The sequence below is a fragment of the Arthrobacter sp. JSM 101049 genome (assembly GCF_041679245.1).
Taxonomy (GTDB): domain Bacteria; phylum Actinomycetota; class Actinomycetes; order Actinomycetales; family Micrococcaceae; genus Arthrobacter_H.
On sequence record NZ_JBGFFC010000007.1, the window covers coordinates 1 to 16,015 of the forward strand.

Here is a 16,015-nt window from a genome sequence, read left to right on the forward strand (position 1 = left end):
CCGTTCGTCTTTACCAGTCATCGTCAGCCTGACGCCGCCGACGGCACTAGATCAAGACTTCCCCGAAAAAAGACCGCTCGCCGCCGATGATGACGTCCCCGCGGTCAAACAACAAGACGCCTAACACCTGGCCCCCGCCATGCCCGCCACCTTGAAGAACATGGAAGCCCAGCCTGAGACCAGGCCCTTCGGCAAGGAAACACCGCGCTACGGGCCCGAGGCGAAGGCAAGTCCCCGACCTGTTCGGTCAAGAACCAGTACCGCGAAACGAACCGGATCATGACCCGCGTGCCGGCCATCGACAGCCAGTTGGGCCGGGTGGCCGTCAACACGGTGGCCCACTGCGGGAACACCACCCGGGGCCAGTACGCGTTCACGCTGATCGCCACCGACGTGTTCGCCGGCTGGACCGTGAACAGGGCCATTAAGAACGAGGCCGCACGCTGGGTCGCCGAGGCCATGGCCGAGATCACCGGGCAATTCACCTACCCGATCCACCACGTCCGCTGCGACAACGGCTCGGACTTCCTAAGCGAACCGGTCACCGCATGGGCCGATACCCAGGACTTCACGATGACACGTTCCCGGCTGTGCCACTCAAACGACAGCCCCTTCGCCGAACAGAAAAACGGGGACATCCTACGCCGGACGACATTCACCTACCGACACGACACCGACACCGATCTGGCCCTGCTGCGTGAACTCTGGCCGCTGGTGAACCTGCGCAAGAACCTGTTCCGGACCACCAAGGAGGCCATCAGCTACCGGGTGACGAAGACCGATCGCCACATGCGCGCATACGACATCCCCCGCACCCCGGCAGACAGGGTCAAAGACGCCGGGATCCTCATCTCCCCCACCCCCCGAGCTCCTGGCCCAGGAGGATCTCTACCGAAGCGTGGACTTGGCCGAGCTGACCAGGCTCATCCACCACATCCAAGAAGAACTCATCCGCCTGGCCACCACCAAGACCTACTCCCACGCGGCACGATCATTTCACGAGCACTTTAGATAAGGCACGCGTTGAGATTTCGGGAGCATGTTCGAGCATATTGAAGTGAGGCACTGCGAATCCGCATCCGCTACCGCGCCGACAGGTCTCTACGCCAGCGATGACCTGAAGTTCCTCAGGCGCTGAAGCGAGGATTCCTTGCCTAGGATCACCATGGATTCGAACAACGGAGGCGACACCCGTTTGCCGGAGACAGCAGTCCGCAACGGGCCAAATGCCAGCCGCGGCTTGATGCCCATCCCTTCGATCAGTTCCGCTCGGAGCACGCTTTGGATGGACTCGGCGTCCCACACGTTCAGTGCCGTCAGGGCCGCCGCTGCGACGTCCAGCACCTCGTCCACATTGCCTGGAAGGCCCTTGAGCGCATCCGGCTGCACCACGATCTCCTCGTCGTCGAGGAACAGGAACTCGAGCATGTCGGGGGCCTCCCCCAGCAGCGTGATGCGTTCCTGCACCAGCGGTGCCGCCTCGTCAAGGATGGCTCCCTCGGTTTCCGTCAGCATTTCCCCCGTCAGCCCGGCGCGGTGCAGGTATGGGACCAGGCGATCTCGGAAATCGTCCGCCTCCAGCATGCGCACGTGCGTCCCGTTGATGGCCTCCGCCTTCTTCAGGTCAAAGCGTGCGGGGTTGGACAGCACATCGTGGATGTCAAAGGCCTCAACCAACTGCTCGCGGCTGAAGATGTCCTCGTCGGCCGACAGGCTCCACCCCAGCAGGGCCAGGTAGTTGAGAAGGCCCTCGGGAACGAAGCCGCGATCCCGGTGTAGGAAGAGGCTCGATTCGGGATCGCGTTTCGAGAGCTTCTTGTTGCCGGCTCCCATGACATAGGGAAGGTGGCCGAACAGTGGCATGTACTCGGCGATGCCCACATCGATCAGCGCCCGGTACAGGGCGATCTGCCGGGGTGTCGAGGAGAGGAGGTCCTCACCGCGGAGAACATGCGTGATGCCCATGATGGCGTCATCAACCGGGTTCACGAGCGTGTAGAGCGGCTTGCCGTTGGCCCGGACGACCGCGAAATCGGGAACCGACCCGGCTTTGAAGGTGATTTCCCCGCGGACGAGGTCGATAAATGTCAGATCGTACTCGGGCATGCGCAGGCGCAGCACGGGTTCCCGCCCTTCGGCGCGGAAAGCCGCGATCTGCTCCTCGGTGAGGGTCCTGTCGTAGTTGTCGTATCCGAGTTTGGGATCCTGCCCGGCAGCACGATGGCGGGCTTCGACTTCTTCTGGAGTCGAGAACGACTCATAGAGGTGCCCGGCCTCGCGCAATTTGGCTATGGCGTCCTGGTAGATGTCGGCTCGCTGCGATTGCCGGTACGGTTCATGGGGGCCGCCGACCACAACTCCCTCGTCCCACGTGATGCCGAGCCACGCCAATGCATCGAGAAGTTGCTCGTAGCTTTCCTCGGAGTCGCGCTTAGCGTCAGTGTCTTCGATGCGGAAGACCATCTTGCCGCCGGTGTGGCGCGCGTAGGCCCAGTTGAAAAGTGCGGTGCGGATCAGCCCGACGTGCGGGGTACCCGTCGGCGAGGGGCAGAACCTGACGCGAACGGGGGTTTCGGCTGTGACAGTTGGGATCTGGGATGGCTCAGTCATGGTAACCCCATCCTAGTACGGGCCCTAGGAGCGTCCGCGTTCCCTGACGGCGGCGACGATGCGCCGCACCAACAGGGCGAGGGCGAGGATGATGGCTAGCACGAGCAGCGTGGCGGTGACCGGCATCGGCCAGCTCGCACGGTAGGAGATCCGCGAAAGGACCGCCAATACGGCTGTTGCGGCCCAAAGTTTCGTCAGCCGCTTCTGCCAGACTGGGCGTGCCGCGCGGCTACGCTGGGTCTCCGTCATGGACATACGGAGGGCTCGGCCGACCTGACGTCTGCCGTACATGGTCCCCTACCGGCGGAACGTATTGGTCAGCGTCCCAATACCGTCGATTTCAACGTCGTACCGCTGTCCTTCCCGCAGGAGCCCGACACCGGACGGAGTTCCGGTGAGCAGGATGTCGCCCGGCAGCAGGGTAAAAGCCTGGGAGGCATAGGCGACCAGCTCGGCGACGCTCCAGATCATCTGGGAGGTGTCACCATCCTGGACGGTTTCACCGTCCAGCCGACCCCGGATGCGAAGGTCCTCGACTTCGAGTTCCGTTTCGATCCATGGGCCGATGGGGCAAGAGCCGTCCCAACCCTTGGCCCGGGCCCACTGGTTGTCGGTTTTTTGGACATCGCGAGCCGTGAGGTCGTTGGCACAGGTGTAGCCGAAAATCACGTCTGCGGCCTTTTCGGCGGGGACGTCCTTGCAGATTCTGCCAATGACAACGGCGAGTTCGGCCTCATAGGAGATTTCCTCGGAGAACGTCGGCAAGGTGATGGGGTCTCCCGGGCCGACGACGGATGTATTGGGTTTCAGGAACATCAGGGGTGATACCGGCACCTCGTTGCCCAGCTCCTGCGCGTGTTCGGCGTAGGTGCGGCCAAAGCAGACGACCTTGGATCTTGGGATAATCGGGGCCAGTAGCCGCACGTCATCCAACCGGTGCCGGGCACCGGTAGGCTGCACTCCTTGGAAGAAGGGGTCACCGGCAATGACGACCACCTCGTCCCCCTCGATTACGCCGTACATGGGGTCATCGTCTAGAACAAACCGAGCAATACGCATGGGCTACAGCTTAGTAGACGGATCGGCCTCGTCGTGGCCGGCTCCCTCGTGGGCCTGTCCGTCCCCGGCCTCGCCGGTTTCAAGCGCCGGCGTCCGATCACCCGCGTCGCTCGATTCAGGCGACGGTTCCGGGAAGCCTTCGGGATTGTTGGATTGCCACCGCCACATATCGGTCACCATCTCTTCAAGCCCACGTTCGGCCTTCCAACCGATCTGTTCCCTGGCCAAAGTCGGATCCGCAAAAGAGGCGGCGACGTCTCCGGACCGTCGATCAACGATTTTGTAAGGAACCGGCCGGTCGGCGGCCCGCTCGAAGGCCGCGATCACCTCGAGAACCGACGACCCGTGCCCGGTCCCGAGGTTCCAGGCGTGCAGCCCCCCGTGATCGAGCACATACTCCAGGGCTGCGAGGTGGCCGGCTCCGAGGTCGATAACGTGGATGTAATCGCGGATGCCGGTCCCATCCGGTGTCTCGTAGTCACTACCGAAGACGTTGACTCGTTCCCGGCGACCCACGGCGACCTGGGCGACGAAGGGCATGAGGTTGTTGGGGATCCCCTGCGGATCTTCGCCGATGCGTCCGGACTCATGGGCTCCGACAGGGTTAAAGTACCTCAACTTGGCGATGTTCCAGCGCGTATCCGACGCAGCGAGGTCATCGAGGATGCGCTCAATCTGCAGCTTGGTTTGTCCGTAGGGGTTGGTCGCCGTGAGAGGCTGGCCCTCAGTGATGGGGAGGGTTTCAGTGTCCCCATATACAGTCGCCGACGAGCTGAAGACCAGAGTCCGTACATCGTGGGCGTCCATGGCGTCCAGCAGGTTCAGTGTTCCGACCACGTTGTTGCGGTAGTACCAGAGCGGATTCGACACCGACTCCCCCACGGCCTTCAATCCGGCAAAGTGGATGACCGCCTCCGGCTCGCTCGCCGTCATCACCGTTTCCAGTGCCACGATATCGAGGAGATCGCCGGTGTGGATCCGTGCTCGTCGTCCGGTGAGCTCGGCCACGCGTCGCAGGGATTCCGGGGACGAGTTGGCGAAATTGTCCAATACATGGACCTCGTGCCCCTCCTCCAGGAGCAACAGCACGGTGTGGGATCCGATGTAGCCGGCACCGCCGGTGACAAGAATACGCATAGCGTCCAGTCTAAGAGGTGCAGGACTGTTGTACGGATGAAATCAACGTGAACACGCCGCGGCATGGTCCTGGCCGGCGAACCGTCCTACCGCGCCGACCAAGACCTGGGAGGTCGTCTCTAGACCAGGCGGGTCAACCAGCCGCGGGAATCCTGGACCGCGCCAGTCTGGATCCCGAGGAGCTCCTCCCGAATACTCATGGCCACGGACTCAGCCGCCGCGTCCGGGATGGTAATTGACTCATCGGCGGTCTTGAGCTCGCCGATGGGGGTGATCACGGCGGCCGTACCGCAGGCGAAGACCTCGGTCAACGACCCGTCGGCCGCAGCCTGACGCCATTCATCAATGGTGATCTTACGTTCCTGAACGGTCAACCCACGTTCGCGCGCCAGTTCGAGCACGGAGGATCGCGTGACCCCATGCAGGATGTTGCCGTTGAGTTCGGGCGTGACCAGCCTTCCATCGGCAAAGACAAAGAAGACGTTCATCCCACCGAGTTCGTCGACGGCGTTGTCGTTCGTCGGGTCGAGGAACAGGACCTGCTTGCATCCGTTGGCTTCAGCTTCCAGCTGGGCGGCGAGCGATGCCGCATAGTTGCCGCCGCATTTGGCTTCGCCGGTGCCCCCGTGTCCGGCCCGGGCGTAGTTGGTTGACAGCCAGATGGAAACGGGCTTGAGTTCGCCGCCGAAGTAGTTTCCGGCAGGCGACGCGATAACGCGGTAGGAGACCTCGTGCGAAGGGCGTACGCCGAGGAAGGCCTCGGTGGCGATCATGAACGGGCGCAGGTAGAGCGCTTCGCCGGCACCGGAAGGCACCCAGGCCTCGTCGACGGAAACCAGGCGCCTCAGCGAATCGATGAACACGTCCGTTGGGAGTTCGGGGAGGGCAAGTCGACGGGCGGAGGTGTTGAAACGGGCGGCGTTGGCCTCGGGTCGGAAGGTCCAGACGCTGCCGTCGGCATGGCGGTAGGCCTTCAGTCCCTCGAAGATCTCCTGTCCGTAGTGCAGGACCGCCGATGCGGGATCCATCATGATCGGCCCATAGGGCTCGATCCGGGCATCGTGCCAGGTGCCTCTGCCGGACGCGTCCTGGGTCCAGTCGACGACGGCGGTGTGGTCGGTGAAGTAGTCGCCAAACCCGGGATCTGCCAGGACTTTGGCGCGTTCTTCGGCGCTCTTGGGGGTGGTCGAGAGCTGTTGGGAGAATTCCATGGTGCCTACGCACTTCCTCTGCAATGTTTCCGTGCCGCCATACAGTTGCGGCGTCGTATCAGGCCCAGCTTATGACAGGGCCAGCGTGATCGCATCGCCGACTTCGGCAGTGGTTCTCGGGTCGGTCATCTCCGAGCGGGAATCAATGTCCTTTTCGACGGCTGCCTCGACGCGGCGCGCGGCGTCAACGAGGCCGACGTGCTCGAGCAACAGTGCAGCGGACAGGATGGCTGCCGTGGGATCGGCCTTCTGCTGTCCTGCGATGTCCGGCGCTGACCCGTGGACGGGTTCGAACATGGAGGGTCCAGTGCCCGCCATGTTGATGTTGCCCGAAGCAGCCAGCCCGATACCACCGGTGACGGCGCCCGCCAGATCGGTCAGGATGTCGCCGAAGAGATTGTCGGTGACGATCACATCGAACCGCGAGGGGTCGGTCGTCATGAAGATCGTGGCGGCATCGACGTGCATGTAGTCATGCGTGACGTCCGGGTACTCCCCCGCGACCGCTTCGACAGTACGGCGCCACAGGTGCCCGGCATGCACCAGGACATTGTGCTTGTGGACCAGCGTGACGTGTCGGCGTGGCCGTTCGGTGGCACGGCGGAAGGCCTCGCGGACGACGCGCTCCACGCCATAGGCGGTATTGACCGAGACCTCGGTGGCGATCTCATGCTCGGAGCCTACGCGCAGGGCCCCACCATTGCCGACGTAGGGGCCTTCGGTGCCTTCACGCACGACGACGAAGTCGATGTCGCCGGGCGCAGCCAGCGGGCTCGGGACCCCGGGGTAAAGCCGCGCCGGGCGCAGGTTCACATAGTGGTCGAGGCTGAAGCGCAGCTTCAGCAACAGTTCACGTTCTATTAGTCCCGACGGGATGCGGGTGTCCCCGGGCGCGGCACCCACGGCACCAAAAAGGATGACGTCGTGGGCGCGCAGCGCTTCCAGGGTCTCGTCAGTGAGCGTTTCCCCTGTTGTGAGCCAGTGTTGGGCACCCAATTGGTAATCGGTGATGCGCAGCGAATGCTCTTCGCCATCCGTCGCCGTCTTCAACACCTTGATGGCCTCGGCAATGACCTCCGGGCCGATGCCGTCGCCGGGGATTACCGCCATGTCGATCACTTTGTTCATGCTGACCAGATTAAGACACCGTCCGCATCCCGGACAAGCCGTCTCAGCATTCGAGATGATCGTTCGCAATCCTCTACCGCGGTATGACGCAGTGGCACCCAGCTGGCACATACGCTTGGACCATGACGACCCCGCACCGCGCCGTTGACCGTTGGCTTCGGGAGAACCCCCGCAAGGTCGATGCCATCACCGGTCTCGCAGCGTGGCTGTTCTTCGGCCTGGGGTCCACCATCCTGGCCGGCACTTCCCACGGCATCATGCCCGTTGCCTGCGTCAGCCTCCAGCTGTTGCCGCTGATCTGGCGACGGACGCATCCTGCCCGCAGCGCCGCCGTCGTCGTTTTCGGATGCCTGCTCCAGGTGGTGTTCGTGACGACCTTCCTGGGGTCGCAGGTTGCGGTCATCATCACGGTCTACGGGCTGGCGAAGTACGGCAAACGCTGGCAATCGCTGGCCGGCCTGGCGGCTGGGTTTGCCGGCGCCGTGCTAGCCACGCTGCGCTATACGTCCCCCATTGCCGAGCTGACCATTCAGATGGCTCTGGTCAACTTCGTCGGCCTGTCCCTGATCGTCCTGGTGTCATGGACGTTTGGCGACCTGGCGCGCACCCGCCGGTTGGCCTTCCGAGCGCTGGAGGACCGGGCGACCCGGCTCGAGGTGGAACGGCAGCAGGAACGCGAACTCGCGGCGTCGGACGAACGCGGCCGCATCGCCCGCGAGATGCACGACATCGTCGCCCACTCCTTGTCGGTCATCATCACCCAGGCCGATGGAGCCCGGTATGCCAGCGAGAAGGATCCGGAGGTGGCCCGACAGACGCTCGGCACCATTTCCGAAACCGGGCGCAAGTCCCTGCGCGAGATGCGTCGCCTGCTGGGCGTGCTGCGGGGTGACGAGCAGGCCTCCACCCGGCCGCTGCCGACCCTGGACGACCTCCCCGAGCTGCTGGAGGCCACCCGGACCGCGGGGCTCGAGGTCGGCTACGAGGTCACCGCCACCCCGCGCCGCGAGCTTCCGCCCGGTGCCGAGTTGACGGCCTACCGCGCCGTACAGGAGGCTCTGACGAACACGATCAAGCATGCAGGTCCAGCCGCCCGGGCTGACGTCCTGCTCGGATGGACGTCGGCTGGCCTGCAACTGGAGATCACCGACAACGGACGCGGTGCGGCGGCCACTCAGGACAACGTGGGTGCGCAACAAGGCCTAGTCGGGATGGCCGAACGCGTCGCGCTCTACGATGGACGTATCAGCACCGGGCCGCGGCCTTCCGGCGGCTTCTCCGCCAACATCTTCATCCCCTACACCGAGGACTAAGTGGACAACGAGAGCACCAGCACCATCACCGTCGCCCTGGTCGACGACCAGCTCCTGGTCCGCAGCGGATTCCGCATGCTGATCAACTCGCAACCGGATCTCGAGGTCGTCGCCGAGGCGGCCAATGGTCGCGAGGCCATCGCCTCCCCCGCGCTGGCCCATGCGGACGTTGTCCTCATGGACGTGCGCATGCCGGAAATGGACGGCATCGAAACGACGGAAAGACTGCTCGACGGGGGTTCTGGCGGGCCGCGCGTCATCGTCCTAACGACCTTCGACCTGGACGAGTATGCGCTGGCCGCCATCCAGGCAGGAGCGAGCGGCTTCCTGCTCAAGGACGCCCCGCCCGAGGAACTGCTCGAGGCCATCCGGACCGTGTACCGGGGCGACGCTGTGATCGCCCCTTCCACGACCCGCCGTCTGCTGGACCACGTGGCGCCCATGCTGCGCCGACCGGCGGCAGGCACGTCCGGGCACGAGGCAGCGGTTGCATCGTTGACTGCCCGCGAACGGGAGGTTTTCGAGCTCATCGCCTTGGGCAAGTCCAACCCCGAGATCGCCGCCGGGCTCTTCCTCTCCGAGGCCACGGTCAAGACGCATGTGGGACGCATCCTGGCCAAGCTGCAGGCGCGGGACCGCGTCCAGGCCGTCGTCATCGCCTACGCGACGAGGGTTGTCTCTCCTTAGCAGCGTGCCAGGGCGGGTGTCCCTGCATTTAGACGGGGTTGGAGGCCAGCTCCTCGACATCGAAGTCGGGCATTCTCGTGCCTACGCCAAGCAGTTCGGCAATCGCTGCCACAGTACGCTCGGCCGCATGGCCGTCACCATAGGGATTCACCGCGTTGGCCATCTCGTCGTAAGCTGCGCGGTCGTTCAGGAGGATACTGACCTCGTCAAAGATCCGATCCTCATTGGTGCCTATGAGCTTGACGGTCCCGGCGTCGACGGCCTCCGGGCGCTCGGTATTATCGCGCATGACCAGGACGGGCTTGCCGAGTCCCGGCGCCTCCTCCTGGACTCCCCCGGAGTCCGTCAGAACCACCTCCGCGGCAGCAAGCATGCGGGTGAACTCCCCATACGCGAGCGGCTCCGTGACAGCGACATTGGACTTGTCCTGGATCGCCGGAAGCAGCGCTTCACGGACGGCTGGATTCTTGTGCGCCGGCAGGATGAAGTGCACTTCCGGTTCGGCATCAGCCAATCGGGCCAGGGCACGGCCGATGCCGCGCATGGCGTCGCCCTGGTTTTCCCGGCGGTGGCTGGTGACCAGGACCAAACGCTTGCCCTCTTCCGTCAGGTACTCGAGGGTTTCATCCTTGAATGGAACCTTGCGCTCGACGACTTCCAGTAGAGCGTCGATGACGGTGTTCCCGGTGACCACGATGGTCGCGGGGTCGATGGCCTCCCGCATGAGGTTGTCCCGGCTGGTTGACGTCGGCGCGAGATGGAGGCTTGACACCTGCGACGTGATCTTCCGGTTTGCCTCCTCCGGAAAGGGGGAAAAGATATTGAAGCTGCGAAGACCAGCCTCAACGTGGATCACCGGAATGCCCCGGTTGAAGGCGGCCAAGGCGCCGGCGGTCACCGTCGTGGTATCCCCCTGGACGATGACGGCGTCCGGCTGGTCCTTGGCGAAGAGAGCGTCCAAACCCTCGATGGTTTTCGTCAGAACACTGTTCAGCGTTTGGCGAGGTTTGATGATGTTCAGGTCGTGCTTTGGGATAATCCCAAACAGCTCATTGACCTGGTCCAACATTTCGCGGTGCTGTCCGGTGACGGTCACGATGCATTCAAACTTCTCCGACGCTTCGAGAGCCTTCACGATGGGGGCCATTTTGATGGCTTCAGGACGAGTGCCATAAATGGGCATGATCTTCAGCATGTGGCTGCTTTCAGTGGGTGAGGACACGTTTGGCACGACCTACAGGTTAGTGCGCCACGATCGCGTGCACAGCCTCTTCCGGCATGCCATTGATTGCAGCGACATCGCCTGCGGCGCTGCCAGGACGGTCCCAGATACCGCGGGTATCGATCACACGCTTACCGGCCAATGAGTTTGCCGGAACCATTTTGAACTGGTCATGGTCGACGAGGAGCAGCACAACGTCCGCAAGCTCCAGCGCGGCATCCAACTCGGTCAGCTCGATGTTGACCCGGTCCTGCAGCGCCTTCGGAAGTTCCTCGATGTGCGGCTCGACGGCAAGGATGCGCGCCGAGGCGAATTCCTCGGCTATTCGCGAAGCGATGCCAATGGCAGGCGACTCCCTCATGTCGTCAATGTTGGCCTTGAACGCGAGGCCTAATACAGCCACGGTTGCTGGGGAACCGGTGTCCTCGAGGGCCTTCTCGACCTTGCTAACCACCCAGTTCGGTTTGCCGTCGTTGGAATCACGTGCCTGTTTGATGAGTTTGGCGTCTTCGGGTGCAGCCGCGACAATGAACCACGGATCGACGGCGATGCAATGGCCGCCGACCCCCGGTCCGGGCTGCAGGATGTTGACGCGGGGATGGCGGTTCGCCAGTTCGATCAGTTCCCAGACGTTGATGCCGAGCTTGTCGGAAATAATCGAGAGCTCGTTGGCAAACGCGATGTTGACATCCCGGTAGGAGTTTTCCACCAGCTTGGCCATTTCAGCGGTCTTGGCGTCAGTGAGCAGAATGTCCGCATCGCAGAAATTCGAGTAAAGGCCACGGGCCGCCTCGGCAGCTTCCGGCGTCAGACCACCAACAATGCGGTCGTTAGTGACCAGCTCGACCATGACACGACCGGGCAAGACGCGCTCGGGGCAATGTGCCACCTTGAGGGTATCAAGGCTAAGGTCCGGGCGTGCTGCCAGGATGCGGTTCGCCATGTGCTCGGTGGCGCCGGGAGGAGAAGTGGACTCGAGGATCACGAGCTCATCGCCCTTGAGCTGCGGGGCGATCTTGTCGGCGGCAGCCTCTATGTAGGAAAGGTCTGCCGAATGGTCAGCGTTGAACGGGGTGGGAACAGCAACAATGTAGGCGTCGGCCTCAGGCGTTTCAAGGGAAGCCGAGAGCGTACCTTGAGCGACTGCACCAGCGACAAAAGCGCCCAAGTCCGGCTCGACAAAAGGCACCCGTCCGGCATTGACGGCGTCCACGGTCCTTTGGCTAACATCAACCCCTTTGATGGTCAGCCCGTTCGCCGCCAGAATTGCTGCAGTCGGCAGCCCAATGTAGCCCAATCCAATGACTGCTACCTTATTGATTTCCGCCATAGTCCCTCATTCAACTTGATGCTTTTCAGGAGTAAGCGTTCACTGTGCGAGTGTGAGGGACTACGTGCCCCTGTAGGTGCCTATCACTGCTGAAACTCTCCGCAGTGAGCCTACCATTCACCCATAAGGTGTACATATCGGGCGTTTCTCACGGCACCGAAAACCGGAGGTTTCAGCAGCAGAAGGCAGTCGGCCCTGCAAAGTCGACAATCTCAAGAGCATTGCTTGAGCGGGTTTAGGAAGTCGTTGTCGTCGCGGCTTCGACGAGTGATTTCATATACTGCTCGGCCAGCGACCGCATGTCGGCATGGTCCAACACCCAATCGCGGCCTCGGACATTGACCGACAATCGATCAGGTACGGCAACAAGTTCCGCCCACAAGGCTGCGATAGCTTCGGGTTCTGCCTCAACGACGTCGCCGCTGCCAGTCTCTTCGATGATTTTTGCTGCTTCCCCACGAAGTATCGCTGTTATGTGACGACCGGAGGCAAGGATTTCGAAGGTCTTCGATGGCACGGTCCAGGTGAAGCTAGGCCAATCTGCCCTCAGCGATACCACGCAAGTATCCGCCCATTCATAGTGCCGCGCGATGCTTTCCCCATGGACCACAGTCCAAAAGTCGACATTGGCACCGGTCTTTCTGGAGATCTCCTCCAATCGTGCCTTGGCAGTGCCCGAACCAACAAAGCGGACGTCTACGGCGGAGCCGGAGATGGCAGCCGCGCGGACAACAACATCGAGCCCTTGGCTTTCCCCATGGTTCCCCATATAGAGCACCCTGAGAGGGCCGCCATGAATCCGCCGAGGTGGCACGGTGGGCAAACGCTCGCTACTGATCCCGTTGGGAACAGTGACAGCTTTGCGTACCCCCCGTGTAACCAATTGGCGGCGAAACCCGTCGGTGACCGTCACCACCATTTCGGCATTCCGCTGGATGCGGGTCATGACTGCGTCCAGGATCGAGGTAGCAGCGCTGGCGGCCACGCGAGAATCATGCGCCAGATCCGGCCAAGCATCCCGCATTTCCACTACCAGGGGCTTCCTGCGCAAATGCGCGATCATCCACCCTGCTACGACGTGGGGAAGGCTGGGGATCGTCACGACCACGAGATCCGGGCTGGGCGCAAGTAGTGCCCGCGGGACACTCAGAACTGCCGTGATGCAGTGTCGCGTCAAGCGACCGCTCCGCGAATGGGGTTCCAGAAGGGCGGGGAACCGCCGGATGACTTCTCCAGAGGGACCGACTTCGGAGGCGAAATCGAGCAGATGCCGCTTTCGGCGACTGTTTGCGGGAGCGTCGACGGCCACCGGATGGGGCGCGACAACGTCGATGTCCCATCCATACTCCCGAAAGACACGGGCAAAAGCGGTCCACCGGCGTTGAGGTGGCGTGCTCTCTGGCCAATAGGAATGTGAGACCAACATGATCCTCACCAGAATGTTCCCCCAAAATTTCCTGCGGTGGTGGTTTCTGCCGCTCTATGTTGATGTCGGCAATTCGATCAGCATGCCTAGCCAACTTTACGACGAACAAGGAAAATGGCCACTTTCGTAAGTTGCCTGCACTTCAATGGGACTGCGAATGATTTTCGCTGCCAGGGCTGTGTATCGGCCTCGTCTCCCGCGGCGGTATGTCCCTCACTATTCCTGCCATCCATTCGTACGCTTCCGGGATGTAGTGGTACGGGGCGGGACCCCATTGGTGGTTGTCATCTGACAGCACAACGGCGTCGGGGAAGCGTTCGACACGTATTCCCAGTTCACGCAGATACTCGTAGTAAGGGCGATACAGGACATTCATTTCGTCGGATGTGTGGTTGCGGAATCCAGCCAGCTCGACACCGTTTCTTGTCCTGCTTGCCCATGGTGTCTCGAAGACAACCGTTCGACCTAAAGCGTCCTCGCCCTCCAACACGTTGAATAGCTGTCGGGCACCGTAACTCCACAATTTGAAATGGCGATCTGTTGCAAAGCGGATAGCGGGATGCGCTGAAGTCAGCGAGCCTCCAAGTTGGCTCCGTGCCAACTCGTTAGTACGGGTCAGGAAACCGTCTTGATACTTCCGCACGCCGAAACGTTCAACGACCAAGTCGAGAATGACTGCGTCGCATTGTGGCAACGCATCGCGTAGTGAAGGAAACAGGGAGGACTCTATGTCACCGCGAAGTTGCCTCTGCTGGAAACGAGAGTTGAGTTGAAAGGCGTGGTTCGGGACACTAATCGGCTGATGGGCTGCACTAATCAGCGATTGGCGGGCCACGTAACCCACCAGGCTGTAGTCGGCCTCAATCGCTTCAAAACTATCCCGGGTGACGCACCCTCCATAGGCAAATATTCCCCTCATGCCGTCCTTTCGGGTCATCGAAGGCTTAGTAATACTACTCGTTGAACTTCGGTCCAAATGACCAGCGGAAGACCGTCGACCCGCGCGAGTAGTAAAGTTCGCCGTCTCCGCCCAACACGAGGTTGCTGCCCTTGGCGATGTTTTGGCGCTTCAATGACTCCTTGTCGATGAGGAAGATCTTGCCCTTGCTGCTGCCGGCAAGCCGGCTTCCCAGATCGACTAGATTTCGTCCCCTCGCGTACGGCTCCGCATCCTTGGCCGCTGAAAACCGTGCCTTCTGCACGACTTTCAAAGTTCGTGGATCCAGCTCAAAGACCGAATCGACCCCCCACCCCCATAATCTCCCCGACTCATCGAAAAGCAGGGAGGAGACCGTCGCATCTCCAGGAAGCGGTGTCCCAATCTGAAGCACGCTACCTGTCCGAGCGTCGAGGACCACCACTGTCCCATCGCCCGGGTCTAGTTCACTACCCAGGCCACCTGTGTTCCCCGTCCCCACGTACAATTTCCCGTGGCTATAGGCCAACGCCAAGGGCGTGCGTCCAGGCGTCACATCCGTCAAGACTTTCTCGATGCCCCCGTCAGCCTCGAGGAATGCGACGGCACCGCCTGTTTTCCCGTAGACGGGCATTGTGGCAACGGCAAAGCGTCCTTTTCCCAGCCCTTCGATTGCGAGCGGACGGTCTTGGCCATGACCTATCTCCCAGCGTCTCGGCGCCCGTGCGGGTTGGCGAAGGTCGCCGGGAACTAGTTCAATCTCGGCGCCGGGATATGTGCCAACTGCGAGGTCACCACCAACCCGTCCGAACGACTCGATTTGGCCTCGGATCGGGTACTGCTCAGCCTCGCCACCGTCAAGCGGGTATCGGGCAAAAAATGGAGCGGTTCCCATCGCTCCTGCCAAGACGTTGCCCGCCAGGTCAGTTCCCAATGACCGGATTCTCAGCGGGGCCGGAAGGCCATGATTCGGCAACAAGGTACGCCGGTCCGATTCCGCGTTCCATCGAACGACTTCTCCGCTGGCGTTGATGGAAACCAGGGATTCGTTGCTGCCGTTCGCATCTGCATCCTGCCATGAGTATCCCCGGATCTCTCCGAAAGATTCGCCGCCAGCGACTACGAGATCTTTGCCGGAGGCTGGATCAAGCGCATGCAGATGGCCTTTCTGATCCGTCCAATACAGCCTCCCCGGTTCGTCAGGTGGTGACGTGGCCAAACCCCTGACGGCCCCGGAAGCCACTTTCGACCAAGTGCGGTTCTTCGCGTCGTAGCCATAAATGGTTTGTTCGGAATCGACCCGGGCAAAGACTTTGGTGCCGATGACGGCAGTGTCGTAGATAAAGTCCCTGCGTGCTCCTGCTTCCGGAGCTGGGAGGTCAATCTTGCGCTTGCTGCCCGTGTTCGTGTTGACCTGCCATAGCGCGGGGGAATTGGTCCCAGTTCCGACATAGGCCATCCCCCGTACCGTGCTGATCCCCATCGCATAGTCATTCCCCTCGCCTAGGGCGCCGAAGTCTTGCCATTTTTCCCGGGACGGGTCGAAGGCCAGCAACCTGGCGTCCGGATAAGTCGAAAAGAGAACTCGCCCATCGTCCAAGGATGCTGAGTTCCAGAACGAAGATCGATCCATGCCAGGAGCTTGCGGTAGACGAGTGAGCCCTTGACTATCGACGTCGTAAGAAAACGCTCTGCCATCGGTTAGACCGATATAGATCCGGCGATCGGCAACACCAGAGGTCAGGGCACGTGAGCTGACCATCTGGTTCGCCCCTCCCTTGAGGGTCGCTGAACTAACGAGCTCTCCGCTTCGCGTGCTAATGACGTTGAGGGTAGCTGGAACGCCCGATGCCACATATGCCGCTAACGGTTCCCCGGTTGCCGTACTCGTGAAAGCTCCCTTCGCTGTATTGCTCGCTTGGATTGGTTGCCCGACCTTGTGTTCTCCCGGCGTGAGCGATTTTGCAGGCTTTCCC

Annotated in this window: 14 protein-coding genes; 3 read left to right on the top strand and 11 right to left on the bottom strand. The window is 61.9% G+C overall.

The features are described from left to right. The first annotated feature begins 279 nt into the window (after positions 1-279). The gene (locus AB8M85_RS15145) at positions 280-1,011 is read left to right on the top strand and encodes a hypothetical protein (RefSeq protein WP_372699671.1); all 732 of its coding nucleotides are present in this window, start codon (positions 280-282) and stop codon (positions 1,009-1,011) included. Between the two features lie 90 nt (positions 1,012-1,101). Here AB8M85_RS15145 and gltX read toward each other — a convergent pair whose 3' ends face one another. From gltX to AB8M85_RS15175, 6 genes are all read right to left on the bottom strand, one after another. After that, entirely contained in the window at positions 1,102-2,610 is a 1,509-nt protein-coding gene (gene gltX, locus AB8M85_RS15150) for a glutamate--tRNA ligase (protein ID WP_372699672.1), read from the bottom strand. Positions 2,611-2,634: 24 nt separating this feature from the next. Then, complete coding sequence (locus tag AB8M85_RS15155) at positions 2,635-2,859, bottom strand: hypothetical protein (RefSeq protein ID WP_372699673.1); 225 nt, start codon at positions 2,857-2,859, stop codon at positions 2,635-2,637. Between the two features lie 48 nt (positions 2,860-2,907). After that, positions 2,908-3,669, bottom strand: a complete 762-nt coding sequence (locus AB8M85_RS15160) for a fumarylacetoacetate hydrolase family protein (RefSeq protein WP_372699674.1) — start codon at positions 3,667-3,669, stop codon at positions 2,908-2,910. 3 nt (positions 3,670-3,672) lie between these two features. Beyond that, complete coding sequence (gene galE / locus AB8M85_RS15165) at positions 3,673-4,806, bottom strand: UDP-glucose 4-epimerase GalE (protein ID WP_372699675.1); 1,134 nt, start codon at positions 4,804-4,806, stop codon at positions 3,673-3,675. A 119-nt stretch (positions 4,807-4,925) separates the two neighbouring features. Beyond that, positions 4,926-6,017 (bottom strand): branched-chain amino acid aminotransferase, encoded by a 1,092-nt coding sequence (locus AB8M85_RS15170; RefSeq protein ID WP_372699676.1) that lies wholly within the window; start codon positions 6,015-6,017, stop codon positions 4,926-4,928. 69 nt (positions 6,018-6,086) lie between these two features. Beyond that, complete coding sequence (locus AB8M85_RS15175) at positions 6,087-7,145, bottom strand: 3-isopropylmalate dehydrogenase (RefSeq protein WP_372699677.1); 1,059 nt, start codon at positions 7,143-7,145, stop codon at positions 6,087-6,089. A gap of 122 nt (positions 7,146-7,267) precedes the next feature. Between AB8M85_RS15175 and AB8M85_RS15180 the strand changes: the two genes are divergently transcribed. Together AB8M85_RS15180 and AB8M85_RS15185 are read left to right on the top strand one after the other, a co-directional pair. After that, on the top strand, positions 7,268-8,458 hold the full coding sequence (locus tag AB8M85_RS15180; RefSeq protein ID WP_372699678.1) for a sensor histidine kinase: 1,191 nt from the start codon (positions 7,268-7,270) through the stop codon (positions 8,456-8,458). Continuing rightward, entirely contained in the window at positions 8,459-9,145 is a 687-nt protein-coding gene (locus tag AB8M85_RS15185; RefSeq protein WP_372699679.1) for a response regulator, read from the top strand. It abuts the gene before it with no gap. 28 nt (positions 9,146-9,173) lie between these two features. Here the strand turns inward: AB8M85_RS15185 and wecB are convergent, their stop codons facing one another. From wecB to AB8M85_RS15210, 5 genes are all read right to left on the bottom strand, one after another. Further along, on the bottom strand, positions 9,174-10,340 hold the full coding sequence (wecB, locus tag AB8M85_RS15190; protein ID WP_372699680.1) for a non-hydrolyzing UDP-N-acetylglucosamine 2-epimerase: 1,167 nt from the start codon (positions 10,338-10,340) through the stop codon (positions 9,174-9,176). A 46-nt stretch (positions 10,341-10,386) separates the two neighbouring features. Beyond that, positions 10,387-11,697 carry a UDP-N-acetyl-D-mannosamine dehydrogenase gene (gene wecC / locus AB8M85_RS15195; RefSeq protein ID WP_372699681.1) on the bottom strand — a complete coding sequence of 437 codons (1,311 nt, stop codon included), beginning with the start codon at positions 11,695-11,697 and terminating at the stop codon, positions 10,387-10,389. Between the two features lie 235 nt (positions 11,698-11,932). Then, entirely contained in the window at positions 11,933-13,123 is a 1,191-nt protein-coding gene (locus AB8M85_RS15200; RefSeq protein ID WP_372699753.1) for a glycosyltransferase family 4 protein, read from the bottom strand. A 142-nt stretch (positions 13,124-13,265) separates the two neighbouring features. Next, positions 13,266-14,060, bottom strand: a complete 795-nt coding sequence (locus AB8M85_RS15205; RefSeq protein ID WP_372699682.1) for a DUF6270 domain-containing protein — start codon at positions 14,058-14,060, stop codon at positions 13,266-13,268. Positions 14,061-14,076: 16 nt separating this feature from the next. Then, a complete protein-coding gene (locus tag AB8M85_RS15210; RefSeq protein WP_372699683.1) occupies positions 14,077-15,801 on the bottom strand; it encodes a hypothetical protein in 1,725 nt (574 codons plus the stop codon). Positions 15,802-16,015 lie beyond the last annotated feature (214 nt).